This is a genomic window from Neoakkermansia glycaniphila (genome assembly GCF_900097105.1).
Classification (GTDB): Bacteria; Verrucomicrobiota; Verrucomicrobiia; order Verrucomicrobiales; family Akkermansiaceae; genus Akkermansia; species Akkermansia glycaniphila.
The window spans coordinates 370,381-387,437 of sequence record NZ_LT629973.1; the positions used below are offsets into that span (position 1 = coordinate 370,381).

At 58.0% G+C, this 17,057-nt stretch carries 17 protein-coding genes; 7 read left to right on the forward strand and 10 right to left on the reverse strand.

Going from position 1 to position 17,057, the window contains the following annotated elements; genetic code table 11:
• Positions 1-12: 12 nt before the first annotated feature.
• The 10 genes from PYTT_RS01520 to PYTT_RS01560 all read right to left on the reverse strand — a co-directional run bounded on the left by PYTT_RS01520 (position 13) and on the right by PYTT_RS01560 (position 7,943).
• A complete protein-coding gene (locus PYTT_RS01520; protein ID WP_141675694.1) occupies positions 13-309 on the reverse strand; it encodes a hypothetical protein in 297 nt (98 codons plus the stop codon).
• Positions 310-558: 249 nt separating this feature from the next.
• Positions 559-750: a hypothetical protein gene (locus tag PYTT_RS13215; RefSeq protein ID WP_156850305.1), complete on the reverse strand. Its 192-nt coding sequence runs from the start codon at positions 748-750 to the stop codon at positions 559-561.
• A gap of 26 nt (positions 751-776) precedes the next feature.
• Entirely contained in the window at positions 777-1,283 is a 507-nt protein-coding gene (locus tag PYTT_RS01525) for a hypothetical protein (RefSeq protein WP_141675696.1), read from the reverse strand.
• A gap of 340 nt (positions 1,284-1,623) precedes the next feature.
• Complete coding sequence (locus PYTT_RS01530) at positions 1,624-2,913, reverse strand: hypothetical protein (protein ID WP_067772719.1); 1,290 nt, start codon at positions 2,911-2,913, stop codon at positions 1,624-1,626.
• Positions 2,910-3,986, reverse strand: coding sequence for a hypothetical protein (locus tag PYTT_RS01535; protein WP_067772722.1), 1,077 nt, complete (start codon positions 3,984-3,986; stop codon positions 2,910-2,912). Before PYTT_RS01535 ends, PYTT_RS01530 begins: the two co-directional genes overlap by 4 nt.
• Before the next feature lie 50 nt (positions 3,987-4,036).
• Positions 4,037-4,678: a hypothetical protein gene (locus PYTT_RS01540; protein WP_067772725.1), complete on the reverse strand. Its 642-nt coding sequence runs from the start codon at positions 4,676-4,678 to the stop codon at positions 4,037-4,039.
• Positions 4,679-4,715: 37 nt separating this feature from the next.
• Positions 4,716-5,942 carry a hypothetical protein gene (locus tag PYTT_RS01545; protein ID WP_067772728.1) on the reverse strand — a complete coding sequence of 409 codons (1,227 nt, stop codon included), beginning with the start codon at positions 5,940-5,942 and terminating at the stop codon, positions 4,716-4,718.
• Positions 5,920-6,726 carry a hypothetical protein gene (locus PYTT_RS01550; RefSeq protein WP_067772732.1) on the reverse strand — a complete coding sequence of 269 codons (807 nt, stop codon included), beginning with the start codon at positions 6,724-6,726 and terminating at the stop codon, positions 5,920-5,922. Before PYTT_RS01550 ends, PYTT_RS01545 begins: the two co-directional genes overlap by 23 nt.
• Before the next feature lie 14 nt (positions 6,727-6,740).
• Positions 6,741-7,253, reverse strand: a complete 513-nt coding sequence (locus PYTT_RS13220) for a hypothetical protein (RefSeq protein ID WP_141675697.1) — start codon at positions 7,251-7,253, stop codon at positions 6,741-6,743.
• A gap of 294 nt (positions 7,254-7,547) precedes the next feature.
• Positions 7,548-7,943 (reverse strand): VOC family protein, encoded by a 396-nt coding sequence (locus tag PYTT_RS01560; protein ID WP_067772857.1) that lies wholly within the window; start codon positions 7,941-7,943, stop codon positions 7,548-7,550.
• Positions 7,944-8,185: 242 nt separating this feature from the next.
• Between PYTT_RS01560 and kdsB the strand changes: the two genes are divergently transcribed.
• The 7 genes from kdsB to PYTT_RS01595 are packed head-to-tail and all read left to right on the forward strand — an operon-like array spanning position 8,186 to position 16,973.
• On the forward strand, positions 8,186-8,917 hold the full coding sequence (kdsB, locus tag PYTT_RS01565; RefSeq protein ID WP_067772738.1) for a 3-deoxy-manno-octulosonate cytidylyltransferase: 732 nt from the start codon (positions 8,186-8,188) through the stop codon (positions 8,915-8,917).
• Positions 8,918-8,941: 24 nt separating this feature from the next.
• The gene (locus PYTT_RS01570; protein ID WP_067772741.1) at positions 8,942-10,552 is read left to right on the forward strand and encodes a CTP synthase; all 1,611 of its coding nucleotides are present in this window, start codon (positions 8,942-8,944) and stop codon (positions 10,550-10,552) included.
• 9 nt (positions 10,553-10,561) lie between these two features.
• Positions 10,562-12,181 (forward strand): sodium:solute symporter, encoded by a 1,620-nt coding sequence (locus PYTT_RS01575; RefSeq protein WP_067772744.1) that lies wholly within the window; start codon positions 10,562-10,564, stop codon positions 12,179-12,181.
• Positions 12,168-13,244, forward strand: coding sequence for a prephenate dehydratase (pheA, locus tag PYTT_RS01580; RefSeq protein ID WP_067772747.1), 1,077 nt, complete (start codon positions 12,168-12,170; stop codon positions 13,242-13,244). Before PYTT_RS01575 ends, pheA begins: the two co-directional genes overlap by 14 nt.
• A gap of 7 nt (positions 13,245-13,251) precedes the next feature.
• The gene (locus PYTT_RS01585; protein WP_067772749.1) at positions 13,252-14,079 is read left to right on the forward strand and encodes a hypothetical protein; all 828 of its coding nucleotides are present in this window, start codon (positions 13,252-13,254) and stop codon (positions 14,077-14,079) included.
• 17 nt (positions 14,080-14,096) lie between these two features.
• Positions 14,097-15,512, forward strand: coding sequence for a cation diffusion facilitator family transporter (locus PYTT_RS01590; RefSeq protein ID WP_067772752.1), 1,416 nt, complete (start codon positions 14,097-14,099; stop codon positions 15,510-15,512).
• 42 nt (positions 15,513-15,554) lie between these two features.
• Complete coding sequence (locus PYTT_RS01595) at positions 15,555-16,973, forward strand: carbon starvation CstA family protein (RefSeq protein WP_067772755.1); 1,419 nt, start codon at positions 15,555-15,557, stop codon at positions 16,971-16,973.
• Positions 16,974-17,057 lie beyond the last annotated feature (84 nt).

Consider the following 17,057-nt stretch of genomic DNA (forward strand, 5'->3'; position numbering starts at 1 on the left):
AGCTTCGCACGATCAATCACCCTGCACAGGAGTTTGCGGCTCTACACGCGCTCTGCCTGTCATGGCAGGTTTCCCCTTGGCCGGTGCGATATTCGGACGGTCGGACGCATGCGCGCGGGCTGAGCCTTTCGCATCCTGCGACGCCTGAGCAACCGCGATTTTCTCCGGACAAAAAGGTGCTTCTCCAAGAAACCTCACAGGCTGCTGCTGGCACGCGCCCATGGCGCAGGATACCGCCACAAGGGCGGCCACTTTGGCCAAAGCGGGATAAGCTCGTTTGGCTGTATTATTGTATGGTTGTACTTTCATATGAATAAAAAAGATCATGTATGGTGACTGATCAAAACCTACTTCTTATCCTTTACGATCAGAACAGGAGGAGGAGAAAAAGGAGGTGCGCCACCAATCTGCTGGACTTGCTGGCAGGAAGCGACCGTACCCGCTATCACGGCAACGGCAGCAACCTTCGCCAACGAGGGGTACATTTTTTCAGAAGCCTTTTGAGGCGGTTGGACTTTCATCTTTGTCGAATCTGTGAATGTGGTCAGCCGTGCGACATTACTTCCCGCCTTTCACGGGAATACTCTTCTGGGAAATCGGCGGCAGCCCCGGAGGCCCCTGATATTGCTCCTGCTGTGGTTGCGGCTGCTGTTGGCACGCACTCATGGCACAGGAGACTGCGACGAGAGCGGCTATTTTAGACAAAGCCGGGTAAAAAGGAGTACCCGGGGATGGAGGTTTGACTTTCATATTCGTTGTGAGGGATAGGAATGGATTCATGAATCCGCTTTTTTGCCGGATTGTTCGGCTGCGCCCTTTTCAGGCTGCGGCAACCAATACCGGATATGGTCACCCCTGTCTTTTTGATATTGCTGCAACAACTGAATCACCAGCTTCATCGACTCCACTTGCCGGGCGCATTCCTGCTTCCGTTGTTCATCGATAAAATCTGTTTCGGACTCAATGTCCTTGATTTGTCTTCCCAGAATACGAACCGCGCGCTCGATCGCCTGCTTGTCCTGACGGTACTCCTCAAGATCGGAAGGCGTAATGTGAGATTTCCCACGAGTACGCAGCATTCCCCCGGCAGTCTCTACCGAACTTGAAACCCCTTTCCGGGAGAGATTGCCGTCCAGAACCTTCCGGGCCGTTTCGATCAACTGCCTGTTTTCTTCAGCGCACCTTTGCTGCTCTGCCGAATCGTGTTTTCCGGAAGCCGGTGCTGACTGGCCGGGCACGGGAGGCGTCGCAGTATTCTGAGCCTGTGCAATGCTGCCGAGCAAACATGCGGCAAGCGCAAAACCTGCTGCCGTGGCCCGGGACGGATATTCCGGCTTGCTGCCGGCATGGATGGGATGTTCTACTTTCATAGGGGATTGATTGTTTGTATGGATGTTTAATGGAACCGGAAAAAATATCGCGAATGATGCACGAACCGGAATACAGATTCATTTCAAGGGAGATTGCGTTCACACAGTCGGGTATTCATCATTCGGGCAGAGGAGGGGAACGCATCTATCATAATCAGGGCGGCGATGGAGTGTCAACATCTGTCGGCGGCATTGGAGAGCGATTGTTGAAGAAAAATAAAAAAACACGGTTACTTGCTTCCTGAAAGACAAATCAGTCGATATCCCCATACTCGAAAGACAATTCCCGCAAGAACTCCCGCTGCTCCTGCGCATGTTTCCGTTGCATCTTCTGCCGTTGAACGACCTGCTCCAGAATCAACTGCCGCACATCCTCCAAAGCTTCATCCGGATCAACCCCGGAACCGTCCATCAACCGCGAATAAGCCTCTTCCCGAGCTACCGACTGCGAATAAAGCAAATCAGACCGCTCACTCTCGTGCAACTCCACGAGAGAATCCGCCATCTTCAACAAAGCCTGATACCGATGCCACAGCCGATCGCGCCTGGCAAGATACCGTTGCACGATCCAATCCAAGGCACGCATCTTCTCCTCCGGCACAGGCTTTCCTTGCAGCAGCTCTGCTCCGAGAAGCTTGTCTTCCTCCTGCCTCTGGCGATCATACATCATGAAACTCGCCATCCGGTAAGTGTCACGGAGCTTCGCAGTGAATTCCCAAGACGATCCCGGCATCACCGCATCATTCGCCCAAAGATTCGGAAGCATGGCTTTCACTTGTTCTTTTGTACAGAGAGGCACATCCGCCACCTTCGGCGGCCATTCATCCGGGCAATAGTCCACGCCCGTGAGCGACTTATTCCGTGAGAAATTTTGCCGGCGAGCTTCTCCATGGTCAACGCCAACATCGGTAACACCTCTTTCCCCTGAAGAAACACCTTCCACCTTGCCCCATTTCTTTCGCAACTCCCGCCTCTCCCGCACATGCGACAGCATCATCCCGCCTGCCGCCGCCAGTTTCTCCTTCGGCATATCTTCATCGGTATAGGCATGTTTTCCGAGTAGCAGATATGATTCACGCAGTTGCCGATGATGCAGGTAAAACTCGTCGGCACGCCGCTGATAGGCCAACCCGGAACCGGAGAGGACCCTCCCGGGTTGACGTAACGGCAACGCCAGCACACCATCCGGGCCGACCTGTTCCATGCAGAACCGGGCACGCGACCGACCGTATTTCCGAACCATCTCCTGCACCTGCTGCTGCACAGCTTCCGGAATCGGGCTACCTCGGTCGGCATACTCACCCAATAAGGTCTCCTCCTCCGCTTGTTGCTGGAGGAACAACTCTTCTTCCGAACCATATACCCACTCTTCCGTCAACTGATCACGGGAGGGAAGCGGCGGAAACGGATCTTCGGCAACAGCTACACACGGCATGGAGCCCAACATGCAAGCTGCTGCCACAACGGCGAACCGGAAGAGTGAAGAGCAGGCAGTATCTTTTCGATCATCAGTTTGTCGCATTTTCATCAAGGTAGAAATCATTCGTCGTGCATACCGGATAGCAGGTGCGGGGAGGCAACGGAATCCGACGCGGCATCCGGCAACCCGGCTTTAGCAGCAAGCTGCGCACGCAGAGCCTGGCGCTCCCGAATATGCTTCAAAATCAATCCTTGCAGATCGATAAGCATTGCCTGCGGCATCGGCGAAGCATCGCCGAAATGGTAACCCAGAGCGAGCCTGTGCTCGGCAATCTGCCTGTTGTACAGCTTCCGTTCTTCCGACCGCATACCGGCCGCAGCCTCGGCCTCCGGTCTCGGCATCCTGCCGGAAGCCCGTATATCGGCAAGCTTCCGCTCATCCGGCCATCCGTATTGGCTCAATATCCGCACATAATCATCGGCGTATTTCGAAACAATCCCTTGCAACTCCTGCAAAACGGCAGGCGGTACGCTTGACGAACCGTTGGCATAGCGTTCCAACAGGGCATGCTCCTCATCCAGCATCTTCTTCTCCATGCCTCGCACATCCTCTTCCAGCAGGCGGTAGTAAAGAGTCCTTCCATCCCTGTTACGCACCTGAAGCGACAGAAAATCGCTCCACGCCTGCAACCTCTCGCGGGGCATAGGCTCATCGGCACACGCATAGGCGCCGAGAAGTTCATACGCCGACATGCGGCTGTCCTTCAGCAGCATCTCATTGAGCCCCTTCATGTAGGAAACGACAGGACGATGGATCGGCGGCACGCCCAGCGTCGAGGTGCGCAACCCGAACCGCTCGCTGCCGAATGGCGGCACGCGCCACAACTTCGCACGCAGCTTCGCATATTCTGCGGTACTCTCCTGCAACTGTTGCATCACAGGTTCCGGCACGGTGCTGCCACCCCCGGCATACGGCGCGAGCAGCGCAGCTCCCTCCTCCATCTGGCGGACGAACAAGGCGAGATCTTTCACCTCAAGCTCGTAGATGGCATCGTGGTTCACCCACACACTTTCAGGTGGAGCAGCAATCCACCACGCCACGCCGCCTGTCGCCAGCAGCAGCCCCGCCACCACCGCGAGCCGGGTACGCGAAGGATAGGAAGGGCGCTTTTTGTTTTCCGGCGGCTGGATATTCATGGGTAATGGAGCATCGTGAATGAGAACGAGGCAGGTATCTAAAGCTTGATTTACTCTCCCGGCGAAGCCGATTTCGTTGACTTTGCCTCACTTCCGGAAGGCGCATATTTCGCCCTCAGTTCCTGCCTTTCGGATATTTGCTTCAAAAGAAGATCTTTCAGAGCTACCAGCTTTTCCTTCGGCATCGCTTCGTCCGTATAGGCGTACTTGCCGAGCAGTCTATAGAGCTGATCTCTCTGCTCTTGATTTTGGTAAAACGTCCCGGAAATCAGAGCATAATTATCTCCCGGTTCCAGAGCAAGCGCGCCCAGCGTTCTGACACCAGGATTCAGAATTTCTCCCTGTTTGGCAATCCGGTCACCCCAGATGGCCGCACGCTCACGGGCGTATTTCCGCACCATAGCCTGCAACTGGTTCTGCACGGCTTCCGGTACGGGAGTCTTGCCGTCGGCATAAGGCGCCAGCAAGGCTTCCTCTTCGACCTGCTGCCGCTCGTACAAGTCTTCGTCCGCAAACCTGGAATTTATCGGCGGCGCATACCGGGTTTCCGTTGCAGGCACGGAAGGTGCGGGAGTTTCCGCAGATTGCGCCTGCGGTACGGCTCCCCACAGGCAGACGGCGGCCAGAGCGGCAACCCCGGCGCGCGTCGGATAAGCAGGGCGGTTCTTGTTTTCAGGATGTTGTATATTCATGATTGATTCAAGGAACGTTAATTGTTCAGTCGATGTATCAAAATCTGTACAGTCTCAGTTCTGTGGATGGATTCAATGACCGGAGCATCTCCATTTGTTCTGCTTGATGCTTCTTTTGCATTTCCGCCCGCTGCCTGATTTGCCGGAAGACAAGCTCCTTGACTCCCTGAAGCGATTCGTCCGTCACAGCGGTACCGTCGAGCCCCAAATAAACAGGCGCACCGATCTTTCCATATTCGCCATAAATCTCATGCTCCTGCATTTTCCGCAGCTCATCCGCCTCTTGCTTCTGCCGCTGCAGCAGAGCATCCTTTTTCTCTCCGAGTTCGACGTATCGGTTTCTCAATTCTTCCCGTTGAGCAGCATATTTCAGCACCAATTCCCTCAACTGCTGCATCGTACCGTCTGGCACGGGCGGAGCTCCGTTCCCGACATAAGCGCCCAGCAAGGCTTGTTCCTCAGCCTGCTGTTGCAAATACAAAGAAGACCGGGCTTCGTCGTAGGCATTTTGTAATTGTTGCGTCATCTGCTGATCCGACAAAGGCTCCACATGAGCTGCTCTTATTCTCCGTACTTCCACACAATCCGGCTGCTCAGGCGATGCCGTCCGTGATTCCTGGACAATGAGCCCCTTCACGACTGGCTGCTTATTGATTGATACCGGGTCCAAGACGCCAGCATGCTTCAACGGCAACGCCTTTCTCTCACGAACATGCGAAAGCATCGCAGCGGCCACCTGCGCCAGTTTTTCCTGCGGCATATCTTCATCGGTATAGGCATACCTGCCAAGAACATCATAGGAGCGCATATGCTGTCCCTGAATCAGATAAAATTCTTCGATGATCTGCCGACGCCTCGATTCGGGTTCGACGGCGATCCTTCCAAGACTCTTCGGATTGCTCGGCACCAAAGCTTCGCCATGAATTTTCCCTTGCCATATTCCGGCACGCTCTCTGGCGTACTGCCTTACCAGATCCTGCACCTGCTGCAATACGGCGGCGGGAAGAGGTTCGTTCCGGTCGGCGTACGCGCCCAACAAGGCGTCTTCTGCTGCCCGTTGCCGGGCGTACAAGGCTTCATCCTGCCATAGGTGTTCCAAGGAAGAACCGGGCGAGGACTCGTCCACAACAGCCGGCGACGGCGGGGTTCCAGCGGCGTAGGCCTGAGGCATGGATCCCAGCATGCAGGCGGCTGCCATGGCGGCGATTCCGGCGATCGATGGATACGCCGGACCTTTATTGTTATCGGGTGGTTGTATATGCATGGCCGTGTTGGAATGAGTGTGTCATGGATGTGGTAGAACCGTTCGTATACGGGAATTCACGCTCGCCGCCATACATGCGCGGCAAAGCGACGGTTTGTTGACGTTCGGGCGGGGTCGTTGCACGGCGTTTTTGCCAGACCATGTTCCGTTCCCTGACCCGCCGCAAGAACAAGGCCTTCAACTCTGCATCAGACATGTTTATCCGATTTGAAATACTATAAACAAAGAACAAATCGGAGAGTTCTGACGCCATACTCTTCCTGAAATCCTTGTAGGGATTGATGAAGTGAAATCCGGCGGACGAAACAATGCACCATCCCCTGTCAAGTTCACCTTGCTTCCTGCCAATTTTGCTCTTCGCATCGGCATACCGCCCGATCATCTCCTTCAAACGGGCAACGACAGCATCAGGTATGGCTTGCCCGCTTTCCGCATACGCCGCCAACAGTTCATCTTCCTCGGCATACATCCGATTGTAGAGTTCTTCTTCCTCATACTTCAACAGCATCAAGCAAACCGCCTGCGGAACGGCTCGCCAGAGCGACACTTTCTCTAGCGATTCATTCTCTCCCTCTAGCTCCAAAACATACAACTGCTCGCCGATCGTCTTTTTCCACTCGTGCCATACCGACCTGAATCCATCGTCTGGCACCGTAACAATAACACCTGCCGAAGCCGGAAGCGCCAGCCACGGCAGAACCCAGCCCGCCAATGCCAGAACCGCTGCCGCCCGCAGGCGGCGCATCTTCAGTCCATGTTGCAGTTGTTCACAAACCCAGCTCATCGCCGACTGTCCGGTTATTGATTTCCGTTTCTGTGCGGCTGAGGAATATCCTCAAGGTTGGCAGGCATCCGCAGCACGACACCCTTGTACACCGGTGGCCTCTCTTTCGGTTCGACCTTCACTTGCCCGGCCTTAAGCACCGGGGGGACATCTTTCGGTTCGATTTTCGTTTGCCCTTCCGCTCGAACGCGTTCGCCCTCGCCTGTTCCATCCTTCTTTGGAGCCTCGATCCGCGATCTTCCGGGTACTGGCACCGGCTTAGGTTCCGCACGCATTTCACCGAGCGTTATTCGAGGCCGGGTATCCTGATCACCGGAGCTTTCATCCCGGCTTGGCGCAGGCGTGCCGACGACGACACCCGGAGGACGTTGCACCGTCGTACCGGAAGTTTCAGAGGGCTTGGCCGGGACTTCGTTCGCGTACGATGGAGAAAGGGGTACCAGCAGGCACGCCACAGCCATGGATGCAACACCGGCATGCGATGGATACGCCGGACGGGATTTCAATGAGGGATGTTCTACGTTCATCGGGAGGGGGAGGGTGGATATTTTTCGCGTATAATTTCTTTTGATGCAGTATAAATCTTCCGTCGAGCTTCCGTCAAGGAAATTCAGGCGTTTTTCATCAATTTTATTTTTATCTTAAAATTTGAATATTAACGAATTACAACACAAAAACAAAACGCCGACAAACAAATAACATACAAACAAATGATATTCATTCATTTATCGAAAAAATAAAGCAGAATAATATTCCAACATTTTCATTACATTCCACTGCATCCAAAAGACGCAACCGACTGCATCGAGACGCGCAGGAAATCATGCACAGCCCGGCTTGCACCCTGCGTAAGAGCAGAATTCGAGCAGGTTGCCATCGGGATCACGCACGTAGAACGAGCGCATGCTTCCCCGCACGCCTGTTCTGTCCACGATTCCCAGTTCGACCGCAACACCGCGCCCGGACACTTCCTCCATCCATTCATCCAAATCCCCGCCGATCTCAAAACACAGATCCGCACTGCCGGACTGAATGCGCGCGGCGTGCGGCTCAAGTTCCCTGCCCCGCACGTGGACATTGATTTTGAAATCCCCCGCATGCAATTCGTAGCGCGCACCTGCCGCCCTTGCCTCGAACCCCAGCAGCTCATAAAACGCGAGGCAGGCAACGGGATCGGGCGTCGTGATGACGAGGTGGTCCAGTTTTCGGATAGGCACGGCGGATTTCTTCAGGTTGAAACCGGAGCGGCGCAACGGGCAGGAACACTCGGCTGCGCATGCATACTCCGGACATGAAGAGTACACCCCGCGTGCCCGGCAGGTCAATCGCAATCCGTGCAATCGCATACGGATGCCGCACGGCGCGCCTCTTCCGGAAATCGCCGAAAAGGCAGCACATCCCCCGGCGATTCGTACTAGACTTCCTTGCCGAAACCTGTTACACTGCGCCGTCATCCGTTATGAAAGAGCAAGTCGTCGGTCTGATTCCCGCCCGCTGGGGTTCCTCGCGTTTTCCCGGCAAACCCCTTCACCTGATTGCGGGCAAGCCCCTTGTCCAGCATGTCTGGGAACGGGTTTCCTCCTGCACGCGTCTGGACTCCGTCGCCATCGCCACGGATGACGAGCGCATTCGCCGAGTAGCGGAGGCTTTCGGCGCACGCGTCATCATGACCCGCGACGACCATCCCAGCGGCAGTGACCGCCTCGCCGAAGCCGTGCAATCCTTCCCCGAAGCCACGCATGTGGTCAATATCCAGGGCGACGAACCCCTCATCGACCCTGCTCTTGTGGACGAGCTGGCCTCCGTGCTGCTGAACGATGCCGGCATCGCCATGGCCACCGCCGCCTGCCCGCTCGACAGCGACGCGGATTTTCACGACCCGAACATCGTCAAGGTCGTCTGCACGCTCGGCGGAGAAGCCCTGTACTTCTCCCGCTCGCCGATCCCCTTCCCCCGCAACGCTCCCGTTCTGAAACCTCTCCGCCATATCGGCCTGTACGCCTACAGGAGGGAATTTCTGGAAAACTACGTCCGCTGGGAACCCACCCCTCTCGAAACCGCCGAATCCCTGGAACAGCTCCGCGCACTTGAGCACGGAGCGCGTATCAAGGTCGTTCCCACCGATCATCTTGCACCCGGCGTCGACACGCCGGAGCAGGCTGCCATGATTGAGCAGCTCCTTCAACATTAAACCAACACACACCAAACTCACATCATGAAATACATCTTCGTCACCGGAGGGGTCGTCTCCTCTCTCGGCAAAGGTCTGGCAGCCGCATCTCTCGGCACACTTCTGGAACGATGCGGCCTCCGCGTCACCCTCCAGAAGTTCGACCCCTACCTGAACGTGGACCCCGGGACGATGAGCCCCTACCAGCACGGCGAAGTCTATGTGCTCAACGACGGTGCGGAAACCGACCTCGACCTCGGCCACTACGAACGCTTCGTCGACTGCAAACTTTCCCGCCTCAACAACCTGACATCCGGGCAGGTCTTCTCCAACGTGCTGTTCAAGGAACGCCGCGGCGACTACCTCGGCAAAACCGTCCAGTACATCCCGCACGTCACGGATGAAATCAAGGGCCGCCTGCACGAAGTCACCAGCACATCGGATGTCGACGTCATCATCACCGAAATCGGCGGCACTGTGGGCGATATGGAAGGCCACATCTTCCTCGAAGCCCTGCGCCAGTTCGCCCTCGAAGTAGGCCGTGAAAACGTCTGCTTCATCCACGTCACCCTCCTGCCCTATATCAAGGCCGCCGGAGAAACGAAAACGAAGCCCACCCAGCAATCCGTCGCCAAGCTGCGCGAAATCGGCATCCAGCCGGACATCATCGTCTGCCGCACGGAATACGACATGAGCGACGACGAACGCCGCAAGATCGCCATGTTCTGCAACGTGGAAGCCAAAAACGTGATCGCCTTCCGCGACGTGAAGAACACCATCTACGAATGCCCGCTCGACCTCAGCCAGGACAAAATCGACCGCATCGTCTGCAAAATCCTCCACCTCGACGTACCGGCTCCCGACCTCACCGACTGGCAGAACTACGTCGGCCGCGTCGTCCATCCCACGCACTCCGTGCGCATCGCCGTCGTCGGCAAATACATCGCCCTGCAGGACGCCTACAAATCCATCTACGAATCCTTCACCCATGCAGGAGCGGCGCACGACTGCCGCGTGGAAATCCTCCGCATCGATGCGGAAGCGCTCGAAGATCCCAAGGCAAGCCTCGACGATATCTTCCAGAATGTGGACGGCATCCTGATCCCCGGCGGATTCGGCAACCGCGGCATCGAAGGCAAAATCAAGGCAGCCGAATACGCCCGCACCCACAACATCCCCTTCTTCGGCATCTGCCTCGGCATGCAAATCGCCGTCATCGAATTCGCACGCCACGTCCTCGGCAAGAAAAAGGCGCATTCCACCGAATTCGACGAAAAAACGAGCTGCCCCGTCATCTGCCTTCAGGAGGAACAGAAAGACCTCACCACCAAAGGCGGCAACATGCGACTCGGAGCCTATGTCGCGAACATCACACCGGATACGCTGTGCAGCAGGCTCTACGGCCAGCTCACCATCAGCGAACGCCACCGCCACCGCTTCGAATTCAATCCCGAATACAGGGCGGAAATGGAAAAGGCCGGACTCGTCGTCAGCGCCGTCTCTTCCGAGCAGGGCCTCGTCGAAGTCGTCGAACTGCCGGGCCATCCCTTCTACATCGCCTGCCAGTACCACCCCGAATTCCAGTCCCGCCCCACGCATCCGCACCCGCTCTTCGCCGGATTCGTCGCGGCAGCCATCCAGCACAAGCAAGGGTAATCCCACCCCATGGATCCCGCTTCCCTTCAGGCGTGGTGCACGGACGGCTTCGTCATCCTGTGCTATTTCGCGGCTATCTTCGCCATCGGCCTCTACATGGGCCGCAAGCAGGATAGCCTCGAATCCTATGCCTTGGGGAACAGATCCCTTCCCTGGTGGGCCATCCTCGCCTCCATCCTCGCCTCGGAAATCAGCGCCGCCACCTTCTTCGGCACGCCCGAGGCGGGCTTCAAGACGCTGAACTTCACCTACGCCCAGCTCTGCATCGGCACCATTCTGGGCAGAATCGTCGTCGGCAGGCTCTTCCTCAAACCGTACTACAAATACAACGTCGTCTCCATCTACGAATACCTGCAGAAGCGCTTCGGCCTGCACACGCGGAGATGGGCCTCCATGACCTTCCTCATCAGCCGCGTCCTCGCCAGCGGCACGCGCCTCTATGTAGCGGGCATCCTGCTGGTCATCGCCTGCAAAACCATTGCGGGCGCCGCCACCCTCTCGAAAGAAGACGAAATCCTCCTCTACATCGGCGCACTCTCCGTCCTCACCATCGCCACCACCATCTACACCGCGCTCGGAGGCCTCAAGGCCGTCGTCTGGACGGATGTGCTGCAAGCCTCCATCCTCATCATCGCGATGCTGACCACCATCGGCATCCTCTTCTTCCATACAGGTTGGGACACCATCTGCGCCACCGTCGCCGCACCGCGGCCGGACGGCATCACCACCGAACCCTGGGCCGTCTTCAGCACCGGCTTCGTGGACGGAGGACTCGGCGAAAACATCAAACACATCTTCGCCAGCGACTACACCCTCTGGGCCGCCTTCCTTGGGGCCACCTTCATCACCATGGCCACCCACGGCACCGACCAGGACATGGTACAGCGCATGCTCGCCGCCAAAAATGCGAAAACGGGCAGCAAGGCCGTCATCCTCTCCGGTATCGCAGACCTCCCCATCGTTGCCATCTTCCTCTTCACGGGCATCCTCCTCTACGTCTATTACCAAAGCAACGGCATCACCTGGAATCCCAACCAGACGCAGAACGTCTTCCCACAATTCATCATCGACCATCTGCCCGCAGGCGTACGAGGCCTTCTCATCGCCGCCCTCTTCGCCACTGCAATGGGCTCCCTCTCCACCGCACTGAACGCCCTCGCCACCACCGCCACGAAAGACTGGTACCAAAGCATCTTCAACCCGAAGGCTACCGAACGCCAGCTCCTCAAGGCCGTGCGCTGGATGACCGTCCTCTTCGCCCTCCTCCTCATCATCGTCGGCTCCGTCACAGCGTGGTACACCGTCCAATACGGCGTCAAGGGCATCCTGCACATCGTCCTCGGCATCTTCGGCTACACGTACGGCTCCCTGCTCGGCGTCTTCCTGCTCGGTATGCTCACCGAACGCCGCGGGTGCGACCTCGGCAACTGCATCGCCATGCTCTACGGCTTCCTCACCATCGCAGCGCTCACGAACCTCATCCCGATGAACGACTGGTTCGGCCTCACGATGCCCGACATCGCCTTCCCGTGGCGCGTCACCATCGGCACCCTCGCCACCTTCCTCGTCGGCCTCTGCTTCCGCACCCCATCCAGGCAACCATCCGAAAACACACATGAAACTTCCTGAACTCCGGCAAGAAATCGACAAACTCGACCGTCAGATCGTCGCCCTTCTTCACGAACGGGCCTCCCTCGTCCATCAGGTCGGACTCATCAAGCAGGACAGCCAATCCCCCATCTTCGTACCCGAGCGGGAAGCCGACCTCTACCGGAAAATCGCCGACCTCAACGGCGGAAAACTCCCGGAAGGCTCTCTCCGCGCCATCTACCGCGAAATCATCTCCTGCTCCTTCTCGCTGGAAGGCGGATTCAAAGTCGCCTACCTCGGCCCCGCAGGCACATGGAGCCATCAGGCCTCCCTCAAGCAATTCGGCAGCAGCGTCGAACTCATGCCCATGCACGGCTTTGCCGCCGTCTTCGACGCCGTCGAACGCCACGAAGCCGACTACGGAGTCATCCCCATCGAAAACAGCACCGGGGGCTCCGTCACCGACGCGATGGACCTCTTCATCGGCACCACGCTGAACATCTGCGCCCAGATCCAGCTCCGCATCTGCAACTGCCTCTTGGGCAACATCCGCCTGGAAGAAATCAAAACCCTCTACTCGCATCCGCAGGTACTCCTCCAGTGCCGCCAGTGGATCCGCAACAACTTCCCGATGGCCGACCTCGTCGAAACATCCTCCACCACCGCAGCCGCCCAAATCGCCGTCGAAAAGGCATCCGAAGGAGCCGCCGCGCTCGGAGGAGCCCTCGCCGCCGAATTGTTCGGCCTGCAAATCCTCGAAAGCAACATACAGGACAAGGCCTCGAACACCACGCGCTTCGCCATCATCGGCCACCAGAAAACCCAGCCCACGGGTAACGACCGCACCTCTCTCTGCTTCACCGTGCGCCACACGGCCGGCAGCCTCGTCAGCGTCCTTGAAAAATTCAAGCAATACGGCATCAGCCTCCTCCGCATTGAATCGCGCCCATCAAAAATAATCGACTGGGAATACGTCTTCTACGTCGATGCAGCCGGACATGCAGAACAGGAACCGCTGAAAACCTGCCTCGACGAAGTGGCCGACCACTGCTCCATTCTCAAAGTCTTCGGGAGCTATCCCGAAGCAACCTCTCTATGTTGACCCAGCCATGAAAAAAAGCACCATTCTCCTCTGTCGCTTCCTTCAACTCTTCGGCTATTCCTTCCAGCACCTGTACCTGCAGGCCATCAACCAAAACACGCGGCTTGCCCGCTCTCTGGCGACCACCCTCGGTGAACAGGCTTGGAAAGATGCAGCCAATTGTCCGGAATTTGCCGACGATGTCGAAATCATCGGCCATCTGAACAGCCGCAGCCGCGAACTGACGAACATCCTGGCAGAACTTCAAAACGACAAACAAGCCGCCCAAACGCAGGCCAGAAACAACCGCCCCCTGCCCTCGGTTGCCGCCAAACAAATGCCCGACCTCTCCGCCGGAGCCATCTCGCAGCAGCGCACACGACTGCGCACGCTCATCCGCGAACTGCAGGAACGCCGTAAAAACCTTGCTGGCGTCATGACGCCGGATCATGCCGTCTTCTCGAAGCTCGACAAGCAGGAAGAAGAATACATGCTCGAACTGGATCGTCTGGAAAACAAACCCAATGCCCCGGCATCCCAGCAAACGAACGACCAGCCCGAGATATCCGATGAAATCCGGACGGACCGCACAGCCGCACAACTGAAGGATATCATCATGCGCATCAACAATGCCAATGTCGAACTGAAAAAAGTGAAGCAAACGCTCGTCTCCTCCTATCTGCATCTGGGCAAAGCCATCTGCGCCGCATGGCAGACCGACAAAAACATTCGCCGCCAGCTTTCCCGGCATAAACAAACCATGGCGCTGATCCTCGGAGTCGAGAAATCCATCAAAAAATACGAACGTCTGGCCCAGTCCAAAACCAAAGCAAGGGAAAACACCCTTCCTTTCTGATTTCTCCCGGCCATCTTATGGAACATCACGAGTCGAAACACGAAAAAACAAAGGCGGCCCTGTCTTCCGTCCTGTGGTCTGCTTTGCTGACAGGGCTCAAATTTGCCGTCGGCATCACCACGGGCAGCCTCGGCCTCATCTCCGAAGCCCTCCACAGCGGCCTCGACTTCATCGCCGCCGCCGTCACCCTGTATGCCGTTCGCGTCGCATCCCGTCCCGCCGACGACGACCACCCCTACGGCCACGGCAAAGTCGAAAACCTCTCCGCCCTCGGAGAAACCCTTCTGCTCATCATCACAGCCATCTGGGTCATTCAGGAAGCCATCTCAAGACTCGTCACCGGAGACATCGAAATCAACCCCACCATCTGGGCCTTCGCCGTCATCATCATCTCCCTCGTGGTGGATATCAACCGCTCCGCCATGCTCTACCGCGTCGCACGCAAACACAACAGCCAGGCTCTCGAAGCCGATGCCGCCCACTTCTCCACGGACATATGGTCCTCCGCAGCCGTACTCCTCGGCCTCATCTGCGTCTCGTGCGCCCAATTCGTACCGGAAGGCTCCTTCTGGCATTCGGCCCTCCTCCGGGCGGACATCATCGCGGCCCTCGCCGTAGCCTTCCTCATCCTCCACGTCAGCTACGACCTCGGCAAGCGGGCCATCAATGCCCTGATGGACGGGGGCACCTCCACCAAAACGGCCGAAATCCGCGAAAGGCTCCGGGAACGCATGCCCACCTACCCCGTCACCCGCCTCCGCGTGCGCGAATCCGGCAACAAAACGTATGTCGAAATGGAAATCTGCGCGCCCAAAGACCTGCATGTCGACACCGCCCACGACATCTCGAACGCCATCGAGAACATCGTCACGGACATGTACCCCGAAGCCGAAGTCCTCGTCCACGTCGAACCCGGGGATGGGGACTGCCCTCTCTCCCGCGAACTCATGGTACGCCACATCGCCCTGAGCCACCGCTTCAGCGTCCACGGCTACGCGCTGGCCTGCACCCCGGAACAGGGAGACGTCCTCTTCCTCGACGTCGAACTGCCGCCCGAGCTCAAACTCTCCCAGACACTCGTCGCCGTCCGCGCCTTTGAAACGGACGTCCGCAACAGGCTCGGCATCGCCCGCATCGTCTCGCACATCGAGCCGGACTCCCGGGACTTCCGCACACGCACCCCGCTCGACCTTCCCTCCGAAGCCGTCATCAGAGAAACCGTCTCGGAAATCTTCCGCCTCCACCCGGAAGCCGAATTCCGCACATGGGAAATCCTCACCTCGCAGGATGCTCCCATCCTCCTCATCACAGCCGGAATCAGCGAAGCACAGAATGTCCACGACAGCCATGTCCTCCTCAAACGGATGGAGGACGAACTCAAACGCGAAATGCCAGCCTTCGGCAAAATCTCCATCGCCCTCGCCAACGGATAGAACTCTCCCTGTCCGGCCCGGGCACCGACTTACGCCTTCACCATGAACGGAACCACCTGCTTCATCCTCGCCGCGCTCATCCTTCTCGCGGGCTACCTGTTTTACGGCCGCCTCGTCGAGCGCATCCTCAATCCCCGCCACGACCACCCGCTCCCCTGCGAAACCAAGGCGGACGGCGTGGACTACGTCGCCCTTCCGCGCTGGAAAATCTTTCTCATCCAGCTCCTCAATATCGCCGGGCTCGGCCCCGTCTTCGGAGCACTCTCCGGCGCACTCTTCGGCCCCGCCGCACTCCTCTGGATCGTCATCGGCTGCATCATCGGCGGAGCCACGCACGACTTCCTCGCCGCCATGATGTCCGCCCACCACGAAGGGGAAAACCTGCCCGAAACCGTCGGCCGCTACCTCGGCCACAAAATGGGCCACATCCTGCGCCTCCTGTGCGTCGCCCTCTGCACCCTCGTCGGCGTCGTCTTCACCCTCGGCCCCGCAGGCATGCTCGCCTCCCTGCCCGACTCCCTCTCCCTGCTCCATTGGTCGATCATCATCTTCGGCTACTACTTCCTCGCCACCATCCTGCCCATCCAGACCATCATCGGCCGCATTTACCCCTTCTTTGGCGCGCTATTCATCTTCATGGCGCTCAGCGTCATCGTCATGCTCTTCGTCAACGGATACGACATCCTGCCAAACACGGACTTCTTCACAGGCACCCACCCCCACGACACCCCCGTCTGGCCCGCCCTCTTCGTCACCATCGCCTGCGGCGCCATCAGCGGCTTCCATGCCACCCAGTCCCCCCTCATGGTGCGCTGCCTCCCCCGCGTCCGAGACGGCCGCCCCCTCTTCTACGGAGCAATGATCGCCGAAGGCTTCGTCGCCCTCATCTGGGCCACCGTCGGACTCTCCTTCTACCAGGGGCCGGAAGCCCTCGCCGCCTCCATGTACGACGGCACCCCGTCCTCCACCGTCACGCAGGTATGCACCACCCTCCTCGGCCCCACCGGAGCCGTCATCGCCCTGCTCGGCGTCGTCGTCCTGCCCATCACCTCCGGCGACACGGCCCTGCGCTGCTCCCGCCTCATGCTGGCGGACATGCTCAAACTCCCGCAAAAACCGATCCGCAACCGCCTCATCCTCGCCCTACCCCTCTTCGCCATCGCCATCTCCCTCACGCAGGTCGACTTCCAGATCGTCTGGCGCTACTTCGGCTGGTTCAACCAGGCCATCGCCGCCATCACGCTCTGGACCATCTCCGTCTTCCTCCGCAAACGCGGTTCATGGCACTGGATCACCACCGTACCCGCCATGTTCATGACGGCCATGTGCATCACCTACCTCCTGTGCAGCAAGGAAAGCTTCGGATTGGACATGATGAGCTCCACTGCAGCGGGCATCATCGCCTCCATGCTTCTTGCCGCCCTCTTCATGATGCACATCCCGGACGAAACCGACGAATAGGCCGTTCCGAATTCCCGGTTACCCCGGCAATCAGCAGCCTGTATCCGAACCGTTCTACCCCCTCCGTCGCAGGAGGAACGGCCA

Bases quoted from the DNA above. Each gene is read 5' to 3' on its own strand.
- PYTT_RS01520 (WP_141675694.1), bottom strand. From the start codon at position 309: ATGAAAGTACAACCATACAATAATACAGCCAAACGAGCTTATCCCGCT.
- PYTT_RS13215 (WP_156850305.1), bottom strand. From the start codon at position 750: ATGAAAGTCAAACCTCCATCCCCGGGTACTCCTTTTTACCCGGCTTTG.
- PYTT_RS01530 (WP_067772719.1), bottom strand. From the start codon at position 2,913: ATGATTTCTACCTTGATGAAAATGCGACAAACTGATGATCGAAAAGAT.
- PYTT_RS01535 (WP_067772722.1), bottom strand. From the start codon at position 3,986: ATGAATATCCAGCCGCCGGAAAACAAAAAGCGCCCTTCCTATCCTTCG.
- PYTT_RS01540 (WP_067772725.1), bottom strand. From the start codon at position 4,678: ATGAATATACAACATCCTGAAAACAAGAACCGCCCTGCTTATCCGACG.
- PYTT_RS01545 (WP_067772728.1), bottom strand. From the start codon at position 5,942: ATGCATATACAACCACCCGATAACAATAAAGGTCCGGCGTATCCATCG.
- PYTT_RS01550 (WP_067772732.1), bottom strand. From the start codon at position 6,726: ATGAGCTGGGTTTGTGAACAACTGCAACATGGACTGAAGATGCGCCGC.
- PYTT_RS13220 (WP_141675697.1), bottom strand. From the start codon at position 7,253: ATGAACGTAGAACATCCCTCATTGAAATCCCGTCCGGCGTATCCATCG.
- kdsB (WP_067772738.1), top strand. From the start codon at position 8,186: ATGAAAGAGCAAGTCGTCGGTCTGATTCCCGCCCGCTGGGGTTCCTCG.
- PYTT_RS01570 (WP_067772741.1), top strand. From the start codon at position 8,942: ATGAAATACATCTTCGTCACCGGAGGGGTCGTCTCCTCTCTCGGCAAA.
- PYTT_RS01575 (WP_067772744.1), top strand. From the start codon at position 10,562: ATGGATCCCGCTTCCCTTCAGGCGTGGTGCACGGACGGCTTCGTCATC.
- pheA (WP_067772747.1), top strand. From the start codon at position 12,168: ATGAAACTTCCTGAACTCCGGCAAGAAATCGACAAACTCGACCGTCAG.
- PYTT_RS01585 (WP_067772749.1), top strand. From the start codon at position 13,252: ATGAAAAAAAGCACCATTCTCCTCTGTCGCTTCCTTCAACTCTTCGGC.
- PYTT_RS01590 (WP_067772752.1), top strand. From the start codon at position 14,097: ATGGAACATCACGAGTCGAAACACGAAAAAACAAAGGCGGCCCTGTCT.
- PYTT_RS01595 (WP_067772755.1), top strand. From the start codon at position 15,555: ATGAACGGAACCACCTGCTTCATCCTCGCCGCGCTCATCCTTCTCGCG.